Source organism: Rhodopila sp., assembly GCF_035548235.1.
Lineage (GTDB): Bacteria > Pseudomonadota > Alphaproteobacteria > Acetobacterales > Acetobacteraceae > Rhodopila.
This window is the reverse complement of the sequence record NZ_DASZTJ010000042.1, coordinates 1-18,697: the sequence shown is the minus strand read 5'-3', so window position 1 is coordinate 18,697 and position 18,697 is coordinate 1. Positions and strand designations below refer to the sequence as shown.

The 18,697-nt window shown below is 64.3% G+C and carries 12 protein-coding genes and 1 tRNA gene; 6 read left to right on the top strand and 7 right to left on the bottom strand.

Annotated elements, in window-relative coordinates:
* Both VHB27_RS03375 and VHB27_RS03370 read right to left on the bottom strand, forming a co-directional pair.
* The coding region (locus VHB27_RS03375; protein ID WP_325597514.1) for a hydantoinase B/oxoprolinase family protein at nucleotides 1-1,310 on the bottom strand (1,310 nt) is incomplete at its 3' end.
* A complete protein-coding gene (locus VHB27_RS03370; protein ID WP_325597513.1) occupies nucleotides 1,307-3,325 on the bottom strand; it encodes a hydantoinase/oxoprolinase family protein in 2,019 nt (672 codons plus the stop codon). The genes VHB27_RS03375 and VHB27_RS03370, both read right to left, overlap by 4 nt.
* A gap of 540 nt (nucleotides 3,326-3,865) precedes the next feature.
* Between VHB27_RS03370 and VHB27_RS03365 the strand changes: the two genes are divergently transcribed.
* Both VHB27_RS03365 and VHB27_RS03360 read left to right on the top strand, forming a co-directional pair.
* A complete protein-coding gene (locus VHB27_RS03365; RefSeq protein ID WP_325597512.1) occupies nucleotides 3,866-4,267 on the top strand; it encodes a hypothetical protein in 402 nt (133 codons plus the stop codon).
* An 11-nt stretch (nucleotides 4,268-4,278) separates the two neighbouring features.
* On the top strand, nucleotides 4,279-4,830 hold the full coding sequence (locus VHB27_RS03360) for a hypothetical protein (RefSeq protein ID WP_325597511.1): 552 nt from the start codon (nucleotides 4,279-4,281) through the stop codon (nucleotides 4,828-4,830).
* A gap of 61 nt (nucleotides 4,831-4,891) precedes the next feature.
* Here VHB27_RS03360 and VHB27_RS03355 read toward each other — a convergent pair whose 3' ends face one another.
* Complete coding sequence (locus tag VHB27_RS03355; protein ID WP_325597510.1) at nucleotides 4,892-5,764, bottom strand: SMP-30/gluconolactonase/LRE family protein; 873 nt, start codon at nucleotides 5,762-5,764, stop codon at nucleotides 4,892-4,894.
* A gap of 22 nt (nucleotides 5,765-5,786) precedes the next feature.
* Complete coding sequence (locus VHB27_RS03350; RefSeq protein ID WP_325597509.1) at nucleotides 5,787-7,901, bottom strand: molybdopterin-containing oxidoreductase family protein; 2,115 nt, start codon at nucleotides 7,899-7,901, stop codon at nucleotides 5,787-5,789.
* A 286-nt stretch (nucleotides 7,902-8,187) separates the two neighbouring features.
* Here VHB27_RS03350 and VHB27_RS03345 point away from each other — a divergent pair, with 286 nt between their 5' ends.
* Both VHB27_RS03345 and VHB27_RS03340 read left to right on the top strand, forming a co-directional pair.
* Entirely contained in the window at nucleotides 8,188-9,897 is a 1,710-nt protein-coding gene (locus VHB27_RS03345) for a GMC family oxidoreductase (RefSeq protein WP_325597508.1), read from the top strand.
* Nucleotides 9,898-9,945: 48 nt separating this feature from the next.
* Nucleotides 9,946-10,021: transfer RNA gene (locus VHB27_RS03340), tRNA-Lys, on the top strand.
* 23 nt (nucleotides 10,022-10,044) lie between these two features.
* Here VHB27_RS03340 and VHB27_RS03335 read toward each other — a convergent pair.
* From VHB27_RS03335 to VHB27_RS03325, 3 genes are all read right to left on the bottom strand, one after another.
* Nucleotides 10,045-11,607 carry a class I adenylate-forming enzyme family protein gene (locus VHB27_RS03335; RefSeq protein WP_325597507.1) on the bottom strand — a complete coding sequence of 521 codons (1,563 nt, stop codon included), beginning with the start codon at nucleotides 11,605-11,607 and terminating at the stop codon, nucleotides 10,045-10,047.
* A gap of 168 nt (nucleotides 11,608-11,775) precedes the next feature.
* Complete coding sequence (locus VHB27_RS03330) at nucleotides 11,776-11,928, bottom strand: hypothetical protein (RefSeq protein WP_325597506.1); 153 nt, start codon at nucleotides 11,926-11,928, stop codon at nucleotides 11,776-11,778.
* 161 nt (nucleotides 11,929-12,089) lie between these two features.
* The gene (locus VHB27_RS03325; protein WP_325597505.1) at nucleotides 12,090-13,184 is read right to left on the bottom strand and encodes a sensor histidine kinase; all 1,095 of its coding nucleotides are present in this window, start codon (nucleotides 13,182-13,184) and stop codon (nucleotides 12,090-12,092) included.
* Nucleotides 13,185-13,504: 320 nt separating this feature from the next.
* Here VHB27_RS03325 and tam point away from each other — a divergent pair, with 320 nt between their 5' ends.
* Complete coding sequence (tam, locus tag VHB27_RS03320) at nucleotides 13,505-14,275, top strand: trans-aconitate 2-methyltransferase (RefSeq protein ID WP_325597504.1); 771 nt, start codon at nucleotides 13,505-13,507, stop codon at nucleotides 14,273-14,275.
* Nucleotides 14,276-15,057: 782 nt separating this feature from the next.
* Nucleotides 15,058-18,697, top strand: a 3,640-nt coding sequence (locus tag VHB27_RS03315) for a DUF4011 domain-containing protein (protein WP_325597503.1), incomplete at its 3' end; no start/stop codon positions are given.

The window sequence follows — 18,697 nt, the reverse complement described above, 5'->3', positions numbered from 1 at the left end:
TCGGGGCGCAGCGTGCAGGATTCCACCAGCAGCGGCATTTCCGTTTCAATCGATTCGACATTATGCACCGACGGCAGGTTCCCGAAATCGATGTTCACGAACGCGCTGGGTCCGTCCGCTCCGGCGAAGCCGCCATTCCCGCCGGCGGGGCTTTCGTAATAGACGTATTGCCGGTTGCGTCGTTCGTTCCATCCGCCAATCGAATTCGGGAAGGAACTGCCGGACAGGTCGCCTGAAACCCTGTCGGGGATGATCTGCGACAGTGCCGCCATCGCCAGGGACACGCCGCGCTTGCGCACCTCGCCGTGCGCGCCGGCCGGCGCGTCGGACCTACAGTTGAAGATCGACGCCTCGGGCGCCATCAGCGTCAACGGCCGGAACGCCCCGTCATTCACGGCGCCGCCGGGATCGAGCGTTGCTTTCACCGCCACGAACACGCCGGCGCCGGCGACGGCCAGGGAGCAGTTCACCACGCCCGGCACCTGCGGGTTCGTGCCGTCGAAATCGGCGATGAGCTGATCCCCGGCGACGGTTAGTTTCAATCGTGCCAGGACCGGGTCCAGGCGACCCTGGTTGTAGAACTCCAGATAGTCCTCGGCGAAATAATCCCCGTCGGGCAGGGACGCGATCCGACCGCGCAGCCGGCGTTCGGTGCGATCGAGGTTCAGGCGGACGCATTCCTTCACGACGTCCCAGCCGTATTTCGCGATCAGCGCGCGGATGCGCCGCTCCGCCACGCGGCAGGCGCCCAAGGAGGCGTTCAGGTCGCCCTCCCGCTCCTCCGGCACGCGCATATTGGCCATCAGCAGCGTCATCGCCGCGCGATTGACTGCTCCGCGCTCGTGGATCTTGATCGGCGGGATGCGCACGCCTTCCTGGAAGATGTTGGTCGACAGGCCGGAGTAGCTGCCGGGCACCATCCCGCCGACATCGACCCAATGGGCGCGCACGGCGGGGAAGATCAGCATCTCCCCATCCGTGCCGAAGACCGGGCATAGCAGCGTCACGTCGTTCATATGCGTGCCGCCGCGATACGGATCGTTCAGCAGGATCGCGTCGCCCGGATGCAGGTCGCCGGCGAAATCCTCCAGCGCGCAGCGCACCCCCCAGGGCAGCGGCAGCACGTGGCCGGGATGGTCCCAGGACTGCGCGACCATTTCACCGCCCGGACCGAACAGGGCGCAGGAGAAATCATCGAACTCATAGATGACCGAGGAATAGGACGCGCGGATGATCGTCGCCCGCATCTCCCGCACGATCGCGATCAGGCTTTCGCACACGACCTCCAGCGTGATCGGGTTGACGATCATAGCGACTTCTCCAGCAGCAGGTCCCCGTGGTCCAGCACGGCCAACGACCATTTCGGCGGCAGCAGGGTGGTGGAGCCGCTTTCGTCGATGATCGCAGGCCCTTCCAGCGTGACGCCGGCGGCCAGCCGCTCCCGCCGGTAGATCGGCGTGTCGTGCGACCGCCCGTCGAACCACACGCCGCGCGCGCCGGCCAACGCCTGTGCCGCGTCGCCGCCGCCCGTCCATGGCGGCAGTTCCGGCTTGTCGACGACGCCCAGCGCCGTGACGCGGTAGTTGACGATCTCCACCGCGCCGCCGCTGCGATGGCCGAAACGGCGGTCATGCACCTCGGCGAAGGCGGCCTCCATGTCGGGGATGGAGGCGATCGTCTCGGGCAGCTCGACCAGCAGTTCCCATGACTGGCCCAGGTAGCGCATGCCGGCGGATCGTTTCAGCACGATACGATCGGGGGCGACGCCTTCGTCCAGCAGGTCCTGGCCGGCTTTCGCCTCGATTTCCTGGAACAGCGCGTCGACGGCCGGGTAGCCGCCATCCGTCAGGATGCCCGTACGGGTGCGCGCATGGTCGCGCCGCAGGTCGGAGATCAGGGAGCCGAACGCGGCGAAATTGCCCGGACCGACCGGGACCAGGATGCGCGCCATCTCCAGCTCGTCCGCGATCGCCGCGGCGTGCATCGGCCCTGCGCCGCCATAGGGCAGCAGCACGAAGTCGCGCGGGTCGTAGCCGTTGGAGATCGAGATCTGCTTGATCGCCGACACCATGTTGGCGACGGCGATGCGGATGATGCCGTCGGCCATCGCGCGCGCATCGAGGCCGACCCTGGCGCCCAGCCGAGCGACGGCTTGTTCGGCGAGCGCCGGGTCCATGTCGATCTTGCCGGCCAGCTTGCCGCCGCCGGCCAGCCGCTTCAGCACCAGGTTGGCGTCCGTCACCGTCGGTTCGGTCCCGCCTCGGCCATAGCAGGCCGGGCCGGGATCGGCGCCGGCGCTCTGCGGCCCCACCTTGAGGATGTCGCCGTCGTCCAGCCAGGCGATGGAGCCGCCGCCGGCGCCGACCGCGTTGATCTCGATCTGCGGCGTGCGGTTGGCATACGCGCCGATGCGCTGTTCGTTCGTGACCGGGATGCGCAGGCCTTCGATCAGGCAGACATCGGTGCTGGTGCCGCCCATGTCGCAGGTGATCAGGTTCGGGATGCCGCGCAGCTTTCCCAGATGCACCGAGGCTGCGACGCCGCCCGCCGGTCCGGACAGCACCGTGCCGACCGGAAGCCGCTTCGCCTGCTCCGCGGTGGCGACGCCGCCGTTGGAGGTCATGATGAACACGTCGCGCCGATAGCCCTTGCCGGCCAGGCCTTCCCGCAGCGCGTCCAGGTAGCGCGCCATGAGCGGGCCGATATAGGCGTTCAGGACGGTGGTGTTGAATCGTTCCACTTCGCGGAACTGCGGCGATACCTCTTCCGAGGCGCAGACGAACCATCCCGGATGAGTGGCCTGCGCCAGGTGCTTCACCGCCTGTTCATGCGCCGGGTTGGCATAGGCGTGCAGGAAGCAGACCGCGAGCGCGACATCCGGGCCGGTCGGCACCCGGGTCAGGACGGCGCGGACCTGGTCCGGGTCCAGGGGCGTGCGGACGCTGCCGTCGAACATAAGCCGTTCCGCCACCTCCAGCGTGCGCAGGCGCGGCACCAGCGGCGGGGTCTTCAGCGTGCGCAGGTCATAGAGGACGGGCCGGTTGGTGCGTCCGATCTCCAGCACGTCGCGGAAGCCTTGGGTGACGAGCATCCAGACCTCGGCACCTTTCTTTTCCAGGATCGCGTTGGTGCCGATGGTCACGCCGTGGCAGAAGCGGGCGACCTGCGCCATGTCGCCGCCCAGCAGGTCGAGCGCGGCCAGCACGCCCTGGGTTGGCGCGCCGGGCGTGGACGGGGCCTTGGCATACGCGAAGGTCCGGGTCCTGTCGTCGTAAGCCACACCATCGGTGAAGGTGCCGCCGACATCGATGCCGATCCACAACATCGGTCTATTGCGCCTTCAGGCGGGTCGGCGCCAACCGGACGGGAAGGCTTGTCGCGGTCAAGAGGGGCGGGCGAGCCATCACGGTCCGGCGTTTCATTCATCCTCCTGCGGCGGCAATCCGGCGGCCGTTACGGTCGCATCGCTTCGGCGCCGCGGCAAGGGGCGGACCGAAGGGGTGGGATACGGCGGTATGGGCGCTTTGCGCGTCCTTAACCGCCCCTGCGATCTCGCCGCAGGCGTCAGCGTGGCCGCGTTCGCGCCGTGCCTCCGACGCCGTTCGGCGGCGATTGGTCGGCCGTCCGTTCAGCGGCGATCGTGGACGGAACATGGGCGCGACCGGGGTCCGTGGCGTCTCGTTCAGCCCGGTGTGCGCCTGCCGCATCGGCCGCGTCGAAGTCATGCGGCGAGCGGATGTTTTTTTGTTTATCACGGAACGATCCGGTGCCCCGCGCATTGTTGGCGCGGTGACCTGCGCGAACCGATCGCGGCCCGAGGAACGGGCCTTGGCGGGTCGAAACCGGCTCAATTCGGGAGACAAGAATGAAACCGTATCTGATCGCGGCCACCGTGGTCGGGATGATGATCGTCAGCGTGGCGATGGCGCAAGTTTCGACCAATCGGACCAACGATGCGCCACCGCCGCCGACGGCGGATCAGGGACAATCGAAGGCGGGCGAGGCGATCACCCATGCCAGCAACGCGGCGTCCATCAACGGCAACCCGGCGGTCGCTACCTCGAGCGCCAGCAGCATGGAACCGGCGAAGGGCAAAAACAGTTTCACCCTTGCCGAAGCTCGGGTCCGGCTGGAGCGGCACGGCTATACGCAGGTGTCGAACCTGAAGAAGGATCCCGAAGGCGTCTGGCGAGGCCAGGCCACGAAGGACGGCAGCCAGCAAGACGTGTGGCTTGACTACAAGGGCGATGTCGGGACCGGCAAATAAGGAGAAGGCGCATGGCCCATCATACGATCGCGAGGCTGTATGACGATTACGACATGGCAACATCGGTGGTTCGCGACCTGGAAGCCGCCGGCGTGCCAAGCGGCGCCATCACGCTCGTTGCGAACGCGGAACTAGGGAATCGCGCCGTGACCCCGGCCGGCGCCGGTCCGACCGGGTCTGCCGGCGGGGCAGGGGCGGCGGTCGGCACGCTGCTGGGTGGCGGCGCCGGACTGCTGGCCGGTATCGGGTCGCTGGCGATCCCCGGCTTCGGGCCGGTCGTAGCGGCCGGATGGCTGGTGGCCACGCTGGCCGGCGCCGGGGTCGGCGCGGCGGGCGGAGGCTTGATCGGCGCGCTGGCCGGGGCAGGCGTCAGCAGCGACCAGGCGACGGTCTATGCCGAGGGCGTCCGTCGCGGCGGCACGCTGGTCTCGGCGCGGGTGGAGGAGGCGGAGGTGCCGCGCGTGGAGGCGGTGTTCGACCGGTACGGCAGCGACGATTGGCAGCAGCGCCGCGCGGCGCAGGCGCTGAACGAGGCGTCGATGCCGTTGGGCGGGCCGCCGTAAGGGGGGCCTTCCCGGATTGAAGTCGTGAGCGGCCGGGCCAGGCCCGGCCGTGACGCGAAGGCTACTTCCGCCGCGCTGCGTACCACGGGTGGGGCAGGCCCGGAGTCTTCACGCGGATCGTATAGACCGATGTGGAGGCCGTCAGCATCAGCGTGCGCAGGTCGTCGCCGATGAAAGCGATATTGGCGCAGACCTCGGGCGTTTCGATGATGCCGGCCAGGTGCCCGTCCGGTTCGAACACCCAGACCCCGCGCGCGCCCGTGCAGAAGACCCGGCCATCCTGGTCGATCTTCATCCCGTCGGGCACGCCGTTCGTTTCGCTCCCGTCGGCCGACATGTCGGCGAAGATCCGGCGGCGGACGACGTGACCGCGCGAGTCAAGCTCCATCGCCGTGATGTACTGGTTCCAACGGGTGTTCGCGGCGAACAGGGTACGCTCGTCCTTCGACAGCGCCAGGCCGTTCGGATACTCGATCTTCGCCGCCTCGCTGATCGTTCCGTCGGTGGCGATGCGGTAGATCGCGCCGTGCCCGATCTCCCGCTGCTCCAGCGGGACGCGATAGTTGGGGTCGGTGAAATAGAGCGACCCGTCCGAGGCGCAGATCACGTCGTTCGGACGGCTCAGGCGCTTTCCTTCGAAACGATCGGCAACCGTGGTGACGCTGCCGTCATGCTCGATGCGGTAGACGCGCCGGGCGCCACCCTCGCAATTCAGCAGCCGGCCTTGCAGGTCGAAGGTCGTGCCGTTGCCTTCATCGGTGTCGCGGACCTTCACGGGCTTCTCGCCGATCACCATCCGGTACAGCAGGTTCGACCGCAGGTCGACGAAATACACGAAGCCGTCCGGATGCCAGAGCGGTCCCTCGGTGAACAGGAAGCCCCCGGCGATCTTCTCAAGCGTCGTGGTTTCCAGGATGTCCTTCAGCGTCGTCATGGCGTCCTCCTGTTGGTTCTTGTCAGGCCGCGCGCAGGCGGCAGGGGATCGAGCCGGTGTCGACCGATCCCGTCATCGCGTCCTTCACGCCCTGGTAGGGCAGGGCGGCGTTGATGTTGACGTCCAGCACGCCGAATTCGGGGCCCGGCGCCTCGGGGCGCCACCAGCCGACGCCGGTGGTCAGCACGCCCGGCTGCGTGCGGTCGCTGACATGCACTTTCAGCCGGCAGGCGCCTCGGCCGCCGGCAGGCTCCACCCTCACCCAGTCGCCATCGCGCAACCCGTGCGCCGAAGCGGTTTCGGGGTGGATATGCACCAGGGGGTCGGGCGAAACCTTCCTTGCCCAGCCCTGGTCGCGGAAGCGGGAGTGGTGATAGGTCTTCTCCCGCTGGCCGGTCTGCAGGGTCAGCGGGAAGGCCGCGTCCTCGGCGGCGGGCGGCGGGATATAGGCCGGCAGCGGGTCCAGGCCCAACCCGGCCAGAGTCTCGGAATAGAGCTCGATCTTGCCGCTGGGCGTGCGGAACGGTTCGCTGGCGAAATCCCCCAGCGTGTGGGGGACCATGACGTAGCTGTCGCGCTGCAGGTCCTCGAAGGAAATCCCGGACCCGCCGATCAGGAATTCGTTGAAGTCCCGCTTCGACCGCCAGGGCAGCAGTTCCGCCGTCACCGCGCCCTTCGCCCGCATGCGGTCCAGGATGCCGACGGCGATGGCCAGGTCGTCCCGCGCCTCCCCGCACGGCGCGATGGCGGCGGCGGTGTAGGTGACGGCCGGGCCGCCGGGATTGAAGCTGACCTCTTCCTCCTCCAGCGTCGTCGTCTTCGGCAGCACGATGTCGGCGACGGCGGCGGTCGGGTTCATCTGGTGCGCGGCGACGCAGAGGAAATCGAGCGCGTCCAGTGCCGCCAGCGTCCGCCGTGCATCGGGATACATGACGGCGATGTTGACGCCGGAGACATAGGCGGCGCGCACCGGATACGGCTCGCCGGTCAGCATCGCGTCCAGCACCGAGGGGTTATGGCACGCCGTCTGCCAGCCGCGCGGGCCCGCCCACAGCGGGTACGCGGCCGCGCCGATGGCCCGGCGCTCGATCTCAAGCGGCAGGCGGAAGCGCGGGTCGTGCAGCAGGTCCAGATAGGTGCTGAACCCGGCCGGCTTCTTCGCACGACGGTTGCCGCCGATACGATCCACGTTGCCTGCGATCGCCACCAGCGCATGGAAGGCGCGAAACGTCTGCACGCCGTTCGACGCTGCATCGATCCCGTGCCCGCTGACGAAGCAGGCCGGGCCGGCGGCGTAAAGCCGAGCGGCTTGGGTGATGAGGATGGCGGGGACGCCGGAGAGGGCGGCGGCGCGCGCCGGAGTCCAGTCGGCGATGCGTTCCGCCAGCGCCTCGAACCCATGGCACCAGCGGGCAACGAAATCCTTGTCGTACAGCCCCTCCGTCACCATGACCTGCATCATCGCCAGGGCGATGGCGGCGTCCGTGCCGGGTTTCGGCATCAGCCAGAGGTCGGCGATCTCGGCCGCGGGCGTGCGGAACGGGTCGATGACGATGATCGCCGCGCCGCGCTGCTTGGCACGCTTGATCTCCTGCCACTGCACCGGATCGGCGGCGACCGGGTTGCGGCCGACGATCAGCACCGCGGCGGCGTTGTCGATGTCGTCCCCGTTGGTGATGCCCAACCCCGTCAGCTTGTCGCTCACCGCTCGGCATCCGCCGCAGAGGTCCTGGTTGATCATCCAGTTGGGCGAACCCAGGGACCGCATCAGCAGCGCGACGATGGCACCCCGGCTGAACGCCGCCCCGCTGACCGCGCCGACCAGGGCCGGCGGGCCGTATGCCGCGCGGATCGACGCCAAGCGGTCGGCGACCTCGTCCAGCGCTTCGTCCCAGGAGATGCGGGCCCATTGACCGGAGCCGCGCGGACCGGTGCGGCGCAGCGGATGCAGCAGGCGGTCCGGGTGATAGGTCCATTCCGGCAGGCCGCGCATGCCTTTGACGCAGAACGCGCCCTGCGACAGCGGATGATCGGGGTTGGGGAGGATCTTCGTCACCCGGCCTGCGTCGTTGACCGTGATCAGGGAGCCGCAATAGGCGGAACACTCCCAGCAGGTGCTCTTGACCACGCGGTCCATCCCGTGTCCCCCGAACGGCGTCGGGGAAATGTGCGATCATATGCTGTAGCGGGCAAGCCTGCCGCCACTGGGGTTTGCCAACGGGGTTTGCCATTGGGGTTTGCCGCTTGGGGTTTGCCGCTTGCGGTTTGCCGCTTGGGGTTTGCCACGGGGGTTTCGGCACGGTTGAAACGGCCGGCCGTTTGCAGCGATGCGGTATCGGGGCTGATGTCGTAACGACCGGGTTGCCCTGGTCGCGGATCGGGGTCAAGGTCGCCGCAACAAGGCAAGCAGGGAACGGACCGAGGTGATCTACGACTACATCATCGTTGGCGGCGGATCGGCGGGGTCTGTGCTGGCGCATCGGCTGTCGGCCCGCAGCGCCAACACCGTCCTGCTGATCGAGGCGGGCATCGACACGCCGCACGGCAAGGTGCCGGCGGCGGTGCTGGATTCCTATCCCGGCACCGCGTACCTGAACCCGGCCTATACCTGGAACCGGCTGAAGGTGACGACCGAGGTCATTTCCCACAACAATCCGGGCGAACGGCCGCCGCCGCTGCGCACGTACGAGCAGGCGCGCATCCTGGGCGGCGGGTCGTCGATCAACGGGCAACTGGCGAACCGGGGCGCACCGACGGACTACGACGAATGGGCGTCGAAGGGCGCCACCGGCTGGGATTGGAACAGCGTCCTGCCCTTCTTCAAGAAGGTCGAGCGGGACATGGATTTCGACGACGACTGGCACGGACGGGACGGCCGCATCCCGGTGCGCCGCATCTTCCCCGACCTGTGGCCGGAGCACGCCAAGGCGGTCGGCAAGGCGTTCGAGCAGGCCGGTTGGAAATACCTGCGGGACCAGAACGCGGGGTGGGAGGACGGATATTTCCCGATCACCATCTCCAACGCCTATGAACGGCGGGTATCGGCGGCGATCGGCTACCTGGACCCCGGCACGCGGATGCGGCCGAACCTGACGATCTCCGCCAACACCCAGGCGATGGAACTGGTGTTCGACGGGCCGCGCTGCACCGGCGTCAAGGCGCTGGCAGGCGGGCGGCCCAACGTGTTCGAGGGGCGGGAGATCATCCTGTCCTGCGGCGCGATCCACTCGCCGGCGCACCTGATGCGGGCCGGGATCGGGCCCGCGGCGCATCTGCGCGACCTGGGGATCGAGGTGCGGTCGGCCCTGCCCGGCGTGGGCCAGCGGCTGCAGGACCACCCCGCCGTCGCCGTCGCGGCCTTCCTGAAGCCGCATGCCCGGATCATCCACGACTACTCGCGCCGTCACATCTACACGGCGCTGCGGTATTCCTCGGGGCTGCCGGACATCCCGGCGGGCGACATGTTCACCGTGGTGACCAACAAGACGTCCTGGCACAAGGTCGGCGAGCAGATCGGGTCGTTCATCGTCACGGTCTATAAGACCTACTCCGAGACCGGGACGGTGAAGCTGCGGTCGAAGGACTGGGAAGACGAGCCGCAGGTGGATTTCAACCTGCTGTCGGACCAGCGCGACCTGGAGCGGATGATGGACGGCGTGCGCCGGTTCGGCGCGATGCACCTGACGCCGATCATGCAGGCGGTGACGGAGTTCCCGTTCCCCGCCAGCTACAGCGACAAGGTGCGGCAGGTCGGGCTGCTGTCGCGGAAGAACAAGCTGATCACCGACGCGCTGGCCCTGGCGCTGGACGGGCCGGCGCCGCTGCGGAAATACATCATCGAGAACCTGGTGATGGAGGGCATCTCGCTGCAGGACGTCCTGCGGGACGACGATGCGTGCGAGGCATTCGTGCGCCGCGCCGCCGTGGGGGTGTGGCATGCGTCCTGCACCTGCCGGATGGGCAGCGAGGACGACCCGATGGCCGTGGTCGACCCGGCCGGGCGGGTGCGCGGGGTGGAGGGGCTGCGGGTGGTGGATGCCTCGGTTTTTCCGGCGGTGCCGTGCGCGAACACGAATTTCCCGGTGCTGATGACGGCGGAGAAGATGGCGGACGCCATTCTGCACGGAAATTAGGGGTTGCACGATGCGGGGAGGCTGGTAGAAGGCGCATCCTCTTGGTGCGGGTGCATAGCTCAGTTGGTAGAGCAGCTGACTCTTAATCAGCGGGTCCAAGGTTCGAATCCTTGTGCACCCACCAAGTAACTTCCTGAATTTGTTATATTATTTTGCCGATTCGGCGCCGACGATCAAGCCTGTTCCGACCAAGCAGGACATGCTTCGCCGGCCGGCCGAGCCACGCTGCCGCGTCAGCTCGGTGCGCAGCACGTCACGGCGGATCTTACCGCCATCGTTGCGCGGCAACACAGTCCGGACCATCACCTGAAACTGGTCGGCGTAGCGGCCGACCACCTCGGCCACTCGGTTTCCAAGGCCGGCACTGTCCTCCGGATCGGGCGTTTCCAATATCACGCAGAGGCGCTCCACCCCGTCGCTATCCGGCACAGTCAGCAGCACGGCTGCACTGACATCGCAGGCGGCGCAAATTTCGGCTTCCAGCGGGTTCGGCGCCAGCTTCACCCCGCCCAGGTTGAGCAGGTCATCCGCACGCCCCAGCACAACGAGCTGGCCGGGCCCGGGCTGGAAGCCAAGATCACCGGTGCGGAACCAGCCTTTCGTGAAATGGCGGGAGGTCAGGTCGCGATGACCCAGGTAGCCCTGCGCCAGGGTGGGCGCGCGCACGGAAATCAAACCGGCTTTGCGCTGCCGCGTGGAGAGCGAGGGATCCCGATCGATCCGCGCCTCGACACCGTCGCATAACGTGCCGACCCCGTCGCATAACGTGCCGACCCCGTCGCGGCCGACCCAGGATATGCCGGTCGCCTCGTTCATCCCGTAGTTCACCACCACGGCTTCCGCCAGCGTCGCCACAAGATCCCAGGTGCGCGGATCCACCGCGGCGCCGTTGATGTCGACGAAGCGAGCCTTAGGCAGGCTCTCGGCGGCGACGATGACGGGGCGGATGGAGCCCGGCGTTGCCAGCGTGAACCAGGGCAGCGTCAAGCCTTTCAGCCTTGCCGCACTGAAGGCCACGATCCGCCGCAGCATCAGCATCGCGCGGACATAGGTCAAAGCACGATCGAAATCCGGTTCATACAAGCATAGGAACACCGCGACCTCTGGCCCGAAACGGGCGATCAGGTCGCAGCGGTGACGCAGGATCGCCGCCATTGCGGCCGGACCGAGGGCGATGGGCTTCGGGGCCCCGGTTGTCCCGGAGGATTTGATGACCCGTGCGGCGGCACGCGGCGGACAGGCAAGGTTCGGCGGCCGCGCCGGGTCCGCGCCCGTCCCTCGTGCGCCCGTCCCTCGTGCGCCCGTCACCCGCCTGATCGTCTCAGGTGACAGATCGATGCGCCGGGGATGGGGTGGGGTGGTGCCATCGGCGAAGAGCATGTCGCAGGCCGCGAAGCCTTCCGTCCAGGTCTGCGCATCTGCGTCGGTCAGTGACGCCGTCCCGGCGCCACAGGCCTCGCAGGCGAAGACGACGGCGACGTGCAGCAGCCGGTCATGTATCCGGATGCCGATCAGCATGCCCGGCCGGATGCCCTGTGCGGCGGCGAAGCTGGCGAGGCGGGTAACGGTTCCGGCGAAGTCCCCGTAGGTGATCAGGATCTCATCCAGGAGGAACGCCGGTGCGTCCGGGGCTTCGCGGGCGTGCTGGAGCAGGGTGGCAAGGACGGGGACATCGAATCGATGGGTCACAATGCTGCTGTTGAACCGCATTCGGCAGCGTCTTGGCCACGTCATGGGCGATCACATTTGCCGACTGCGGGGGATTCGCCCCAATCCGCCTGCGTCACCCCTCCGGCTCAGGGCGGTTCCGGGATCGAGGCGGGGTTAACCGGTCCATGCGCCGTCCCACGACCCAATTCGGACAGGCTGAGCGCACGATCAGCCTTGTAGAGGCCTGATTCCTTCATGCAGAGGGTTCTGCAACGATACCGGACTATTGGCCTGATCGGCAGCGACAATGATCGTGGTCGCCAGAATCGCCGTCACGACCAAAATGATCATACGCAGGACTGTTTCACGTTCGGTATTCATGGGGAGCAATTTGTCCGATTTGGGACGACGGCGCAGTGACATAGGTCACAGGCGAGTTGGAAACTACCGGAATTCCGGCGGTCAAGGACCGTAAGAAGCCCCGCCAACAACGGCGGGGGTTGCCGCATCTTCACCGCCGACACGGGCGCTAAGAAGCGCAATCAGCCTTCAGTTGCCGCAGCACGGGTAAACCGGATCGTGACGGTCGTGCCTATGTCGGGCTTGGAATCGACCTCGAGCTTCGCCCTTGCGTTTTCCCGCAGAGACTTGACGATGAGCGCGCTCAGTTTGCCTGGCTCAGGCCATTCGACGCCGCTCGGCAGACCGACGCCATCGTCTGCGATGATGACCTTGCAGCCAATATCGTCGACGAGACTGTGCAACTTGATCGTTCCACCGTCCCGGCCTTCAAACGCGTGCTTCAAGGCATTCGTCATCAATTCATTGACCACCAGCCCCGCCGGCATCGCCACATTGACGGAGACGGGCCAGGTATCGACCTTGAGTTCCAGCCGGATGCCCTCGGTCGCATGGGCTTTCATCACCGCTGAAGCGACCTGGCTGAGATAGACCCCCAGATCCACCTCCTCGGACTGACCCTCGTCAGAAAGCGCACGATAGAGCAGTGCCAGGGACTCCACGCGCCCGGCCAGCCGGTCGAAGCGCTCGCCGTCAGCCGAATCCGACACGTTGCGGGCTTCAAGGCGGATCAAGGCCGTAATCATCTGGAGATTGTTCTTCACGCGATGCTGCAGCTCGCGCAGCAGCGTGTCCTTTTCGCGGATGCGCTGCTCAAGTTCCTCCCGCTGGAGTTCGGTTTGCGGGAACCTCCCAATCAACGCGACAAGCCGAAAGGTCGGAGTGCCTTCATCGTCTTCGATGATATTCGACCAGGCGTCGATCACATGAGGCGCGTCATCTCCGTTATCGATGGCGAAGGTGCCGATGAAGTCGCTGCCGCCGACAATGAGGTCGCCGAGCAGCTCGTCCTTGCCGCTTGCTTGCCGCCTGCCTGGCAATATCTGCCAGGACCTTCCGACGATCGCTCGGCTGGTCCGATTGGAGAGCCGTTCAAACTCGGCGTTCGAATAGACGATGCGTTCGCTGGGCTGAAGTTCCGACACAGCGATCGCAACTGGCAGGTGGTCGAGGAATTGCTTGAACCGTTCGCTTTCAAGCGCCCCGGCCAGGTCCGGCATGTCGAGCAGTTGATCGATCTGCTCCGGTTGCATGTCGTTCTGCTCAGGTTCGTCCATGATGGTCTTCCTCGTCGGCAGATATCGCGAACTGCCGCGTCCTGACTAAATCTCCAACCCTGTACGCTATGTGCATCTGCCTGGACAGGCAATTTCTTTCGCGAAGCCCAAAAGCCTTTGGCGGAATTCCGCCGGTTTCGGTGATCAGGGAGGCATCCCTTCGGCTGGATTGGTGTGCATGGGCCTGATCTTCCGCGGTGCCCGACTGCGATGCTTCGGAGCTTATCACGCCGGCTGCTTGCTCATTCGAGCGAAGTTATCCTATGGAACTGCGGCTCAGCGGCAGATGCTGTGAGGTATGGTTACGGGAGAGACCGAAAATGAGCTGGTCCGCGAAGCAGTATTCCACTTTCGAGGATGAGCGCACGCGGCCTGTGCGCGACCTGCTGAGTGCAGTCCCCGCCAGGGAGGCAAACAGAGTGGCGGACCTCGGCTGCGGGCCGGGAAACTCGACCGAAGTGCTTTCGGCACGATTCCCCGGCGCTGCTGTGGTGGGATTGGACAGCTCCGTTGACATGATCGAGGCCGCCCGGTCGCGCTTGCCGCAATTCAAGTTCGTCCAGGGGGCGATAGAGACCTGGGCACCCGTGGAGCGATTTGATGTGATTTTATCGAATGCCGCTCTTCAATGGGTTCCGGACCACGCCACGCTCTTTCCTCGCCTGACCGACAAGCTCGCCTCTGGTGGCAGCCTGGCCATACAGATGCCGGATAACCTCGACGAGCCGGCGCACCGCTTGATGCGCGAGATCGCTGCCGACGGCCCCTGGAGGGACAAGCTGGCATCCGCTGCACAAACGCGAACGACTTTGGAGAGCGTAAACTGGTACTACCAGCTTCTGCAGTCATGCAGCAGCCGGGTGGATGTGTGGCGGACCACTTATTATCACGCGCTTGCCGGTGGGGCCGATGCTGTCGTGGAATGGTTCAAGGGCAGCGGACTCAGACCTTTCCTCGCGCCGCTCGACACGGCTCAGCAGGCAACTTTCCTTGGTCGTTATAGGGCAGCAATAGCAGAGGCTTACCCGGCTTTGTCCGATGGGACTGTACTGCTGCCGTTTCCACGCCTGTTCATGATCGCCACGCGCTGATGCTGGGTGGTCCTCCTTCGGCGGGGATCCAATCAAGCAGTGGCGTCTGAAGCGGTCTTGGCGCTTTAACGGGCTCGGACGGTTGGTTCATTATAGGCGCCAGGGGTGCGGACCCTTGCTTCGCTGATCGGGTCTATCCCGGAGAGCGATAGAGGGGCGTGATTTCATCCCGCCAAATCCTGGCTAATCCCGCCACTTCGGCGGAGGGTGGCGGGAGCCAGCGGAAGCGGAAGCATCTTGACGCCTAATCAGTGGGTCCAAGGATTCGAATCCTTGTGCATCCACCAAGTAACTTACTGAATTAGTAAGAATATCTTGTGACCCGGGCCAGCACTAACGCTAAGTTTGTCTCTGTCACCGAACAGGCTAGGTGGTCCAAATCGCGGCCTCTACTGGGCGAAACGCCGCCAATCCATCGCCCGGTGCCGCCAACGCGCCTCGCTTATTGAGTTGTACCATTCGATCTTCAGGGCTGCTTCGACACACTGAGCTTGCCAGGACCACGTAGGTGGAGCACGGCACCCCCGTTGGGTGTGCTGCTGTGGCACCCAGTCAGACTTTGGCCTGACCACTCTACCGCCACACTCCACCGAACGAGTTGCCAAATGATAATAGGCGAGACAAGCGACGCCGCGCTTGACTCAGTAGCCTTTCGCGCGTCCCTCATCCTCCAAAATGCAGCGTCATCACGCCAATTTCGACAAATACGACGTCGCACTGCCAAAGCGAAACCTATTCATGCTCCAAAACCTCAACGAACAGCTTGCATGCCAGAGGGGTTGATGGACTATACCCTAACGGAAAAGTTCGGAATGAAGATGGCGGAAATCCCAGTGCCGGTTTTGCAGAGTGACCTCCCAATTGCCGCGAAGCTTGAGAAAGCACGAGCCGAACTACTGGATCTGTCCGCCCGCAACCGCCTTCTTAATGTTCCACGTTTCTCGAAAATCGCCCGGACAGTGGAAGTCGTCGACGAACGGTCGTCAGCGATCTTCCAGATCCTAGTACGTGACGGCAGAGTCCTAACTTTCACTCCTGGCCGAGAGGGCGCTGGTGATGAGACAGGAGCAGTATTAGACGACGAGATTCTCGCGGAACTTCCGCAGCCGTCTGGCAACGAAACGGTTGATGAAAATGGGATGGCGGCTCGCCACGCTGACACTAAGCTTCAAACGCGCATGACCTCGAAGGGGCTACAGAAGCGCCTACTGGACCTTTACGGGGATTCCCGCACCCTTGAGGAGGAACAGGGTGTTAATGTCCTGTATCTGGCCTTGGGTATGCTAAAGTGGATTGATCCTCAGAATGCTGCGAACATCCGGAATGCACCGCTCATACTGGTGCCCGTTATTCTCGAGCGAGGCAGCGCTGGCGAGCGCTTCCGCTTGCGGGCAAGGTTAGAAGATTTATCCGCCAATCTATCTCTCGAAGCCTATCTGGACCGGGTACATTCGCTGGCACTTCCCCCGCTCGAGCCCAACGAGGATTTTGAGCCGGCGGGTTATTTCGAGGCAGTTGCCAATGCTATCGAGACTAAGGAAGGCTGGGAAGTAAAACCCGATGACATCGTTCTGGGGTTTTTCTCTTTTGCTAAATTCCTGATGTATCGAGACCTTGATCCCAGCAACTGGCCTGCCAACGAGACCATCGCCGATCGCCCCTTAATAAAGAGCCTGTTGGCAGATGGCTTTGACGCTCAGGAAGGAATGCTCGGCGAAGATACGTACATCGACCAGCACATTGCGCCAGCTGACATGCTGCATATTGTGGACTGCGATAGCTCGCAGACCCTCGCTGTACACGACGTGCGCCAAGGGCGAGATTTGGTTATCCAAGGGCCTCCCGGTACCGGGAAGTCGCAAACTATCTCTAACATCATCGCATCTGCAGTGGCGGATGGTAAGACTGTGCTATTCGTTGCTGAAAAAATGGCAGCGTTGGAAGTGGTCAAGCGCCGCCTCGATAAGGCCGCCATAGGGGACGTGTGCCTTGAGCTCCATAGTAACAAGGCCAACAAACGATTGATGTTGGAGGAACTACGGCGCACCTGGGATCTCGGTGGCCCGAAAGGGGAAGTCCCGTCAGCTCTGATGAGGCGACTCACTGAAGCGCGGGACGTCTTAAACGAGCATGCGGAGCGTCTCCACCGCCCCCACCCCATGGCGCGGCTCACTCCCTTCGATGTGTTTGGGCAACTTGCACGGCTTAGACACGATGGTCGGAGACCAGTCGAGTTTGACCTACCAAGGGCCCCCTCCTGGAACCCGGAAGGGGTTGCCCAGCGCGAGGCGCTTCTAGCGGAACTCGCCGAACGGGTGCTCGACATCGGCCTACCGGACCAGCACCCTTGGCGCGGCGTGGGCCTCGAAATAGTGCTGCCGACGACCGTCGAAAGGTTAATGGCGCGGCTAAGAGAATTGCTGACGCAATTAAAAGCGTGGGCCGAGGAACAGGCGAAGCTGTCCGCAATCCTTGAGACGGAAGCACCTCATAGCTTGGCCACAACAACACAACTGATAACATTGGGTCGTCGCGTCTCTTCCGCTCCTCTCCTTGATGCCGAGGCGTTGAGTGGGCCTCATTGGTCAGACAATGCCGAGGCGGTCTTCACTTTATTGGCTAGAGGTAAAGAGTTCGAAGATCTCTCAATCAGTTTAAAGGGGCAGGCAGCCCCCGCCGTACTGGGTGCCTCAGTTTCAGCCACCATTTCAGCACTCGCCGCTTTGCCACCTGCGTTTGGCGCCCGAGGGTTCGATCTTATTCGAGATATGGCGGGTGCCGTGCCACGGCTGTTGGGGCATGCTGATAAGCTTAACGCTGAACTCGGGCGTTCAGCCAGCGAACGTACACTGGCTGATTTGGAACGGTTAATCTCAACCGCGGAGCGTGTCGCGGCGGCGCCTGACGCAAGCCCCGAAGCGTTTGCGGCGACGGTTTGGGATCATGGTGTGGAACAGGCTGGGGACTTGGCACAGGCAGTCGCTGCGTTTGAAAGCGCCCGTACAGCGTTGGGCGGAAGCATTCTCGATGCAGCGTGGACAACTGACATTACTGCTGCTCGGCAGGCGTTAGCAAGTCATAGGGGATTCCTGCGCAGGCTGAGTGCTGACTGGCGCCGGGCGAATGCCCTCATGCGTTCCATCTTGCGCGACCCGGAGGTGCCGGTGCCTGAATTGCTGGAACAACTCGACATATTGGCTGAAGGCCAAGCCGCGCTAAAGTCTATCAAGGAGGGCCATGAGTTCGGGAAGGCGGCTTTTGGGCCAGACTGGCGCGGCGAGAAGTCATCCTCGGCTCCGCTCATAGCCCTTGTTGACTGGATGCGGACCCTCCGTGGACTTGGTGCGGAGCCGAGGCTCATCGCCGGCCGAGTCCCTCAGCGGAGCGCTCTGGGTCAAATGGCCGCTGCGATGGAAGTCTTGCATAGAGACGTTCACTCCAAATTGGAGGCGTTACGGGGAGAGTTAAACGGCGTACCCGTCTTTTTTGACGATAGCCTGCCCAGCGGTCGAGTAGTGTTGCCTGAACTTGCAACTGCACTTGGGGCCTTAGCCTTAGCAGATGACACTGCCACCGCCGCCGCACCTGGTATGATTCGGGTTTCAGAGCGTCTGGATGTTCTCCATCGTATTGCCGCGCGGCAGGAGGCCACCCGAATCATCGAGGCAAGTAACCAGATCGGCACGGAGGCGTTCGGAGGCGCATGGAGGGGGGAGCTATCGGACTGGCACAGCTTGGATCAAGCGGCACAATGGATTACTTCGAATCAGGATATTCGCAAGCTGGCCTCCCGCATTCCGGACCGCCCATGGCTTCTGAAACTCGTGCAATGGGTCGACGCTGTGCGAGAAGACCTTATGGCGGGGCTAAATGGCATTCAAACTTCGCTAAAAACCGATGCAATCCGAGTGTTCGGTAAGGAGACGATTGATACCGTTTCTCTATCAGAATTGACGCACCGATTATCGGACTGGCTGAATCATGGCGAACAACTCTCGAAATGGGTTGCTTATCGCGAGCGCGCGAACCGTGCGAATGAGGCTGGCCTTACGCCGCTGGTGGAGCGCCTAGCGGGCGGACACCTCGCTCCTGCCGACATCGTCCCAACCTTTGAAATGGCGTATTTTGAGGCGCTGCTGGCCGATATGGTAAGCGCCGACCCAGAATTGGCGCGCTTTGACGGCACGCTCCACGCTGGGCGTGCTAGAGAGTTTGCGGATCTAGACCGCCAACGCATTTCAGTCGCTAGCTTGGAAGTGGTCCTGGCTCATCATCGTGGCATCCCAGCACAGGTTGGAATAGGTCCTGTGGGTGTCCTTCGAGGGGAGATGGCGCGGCGGCGAGGGCATATGCCTATTCGTCAACTTGTCCAGCGGGCTGGTCCGGCAATCCAGGCGCTAAAGCCCGTACTTATGATGAGTC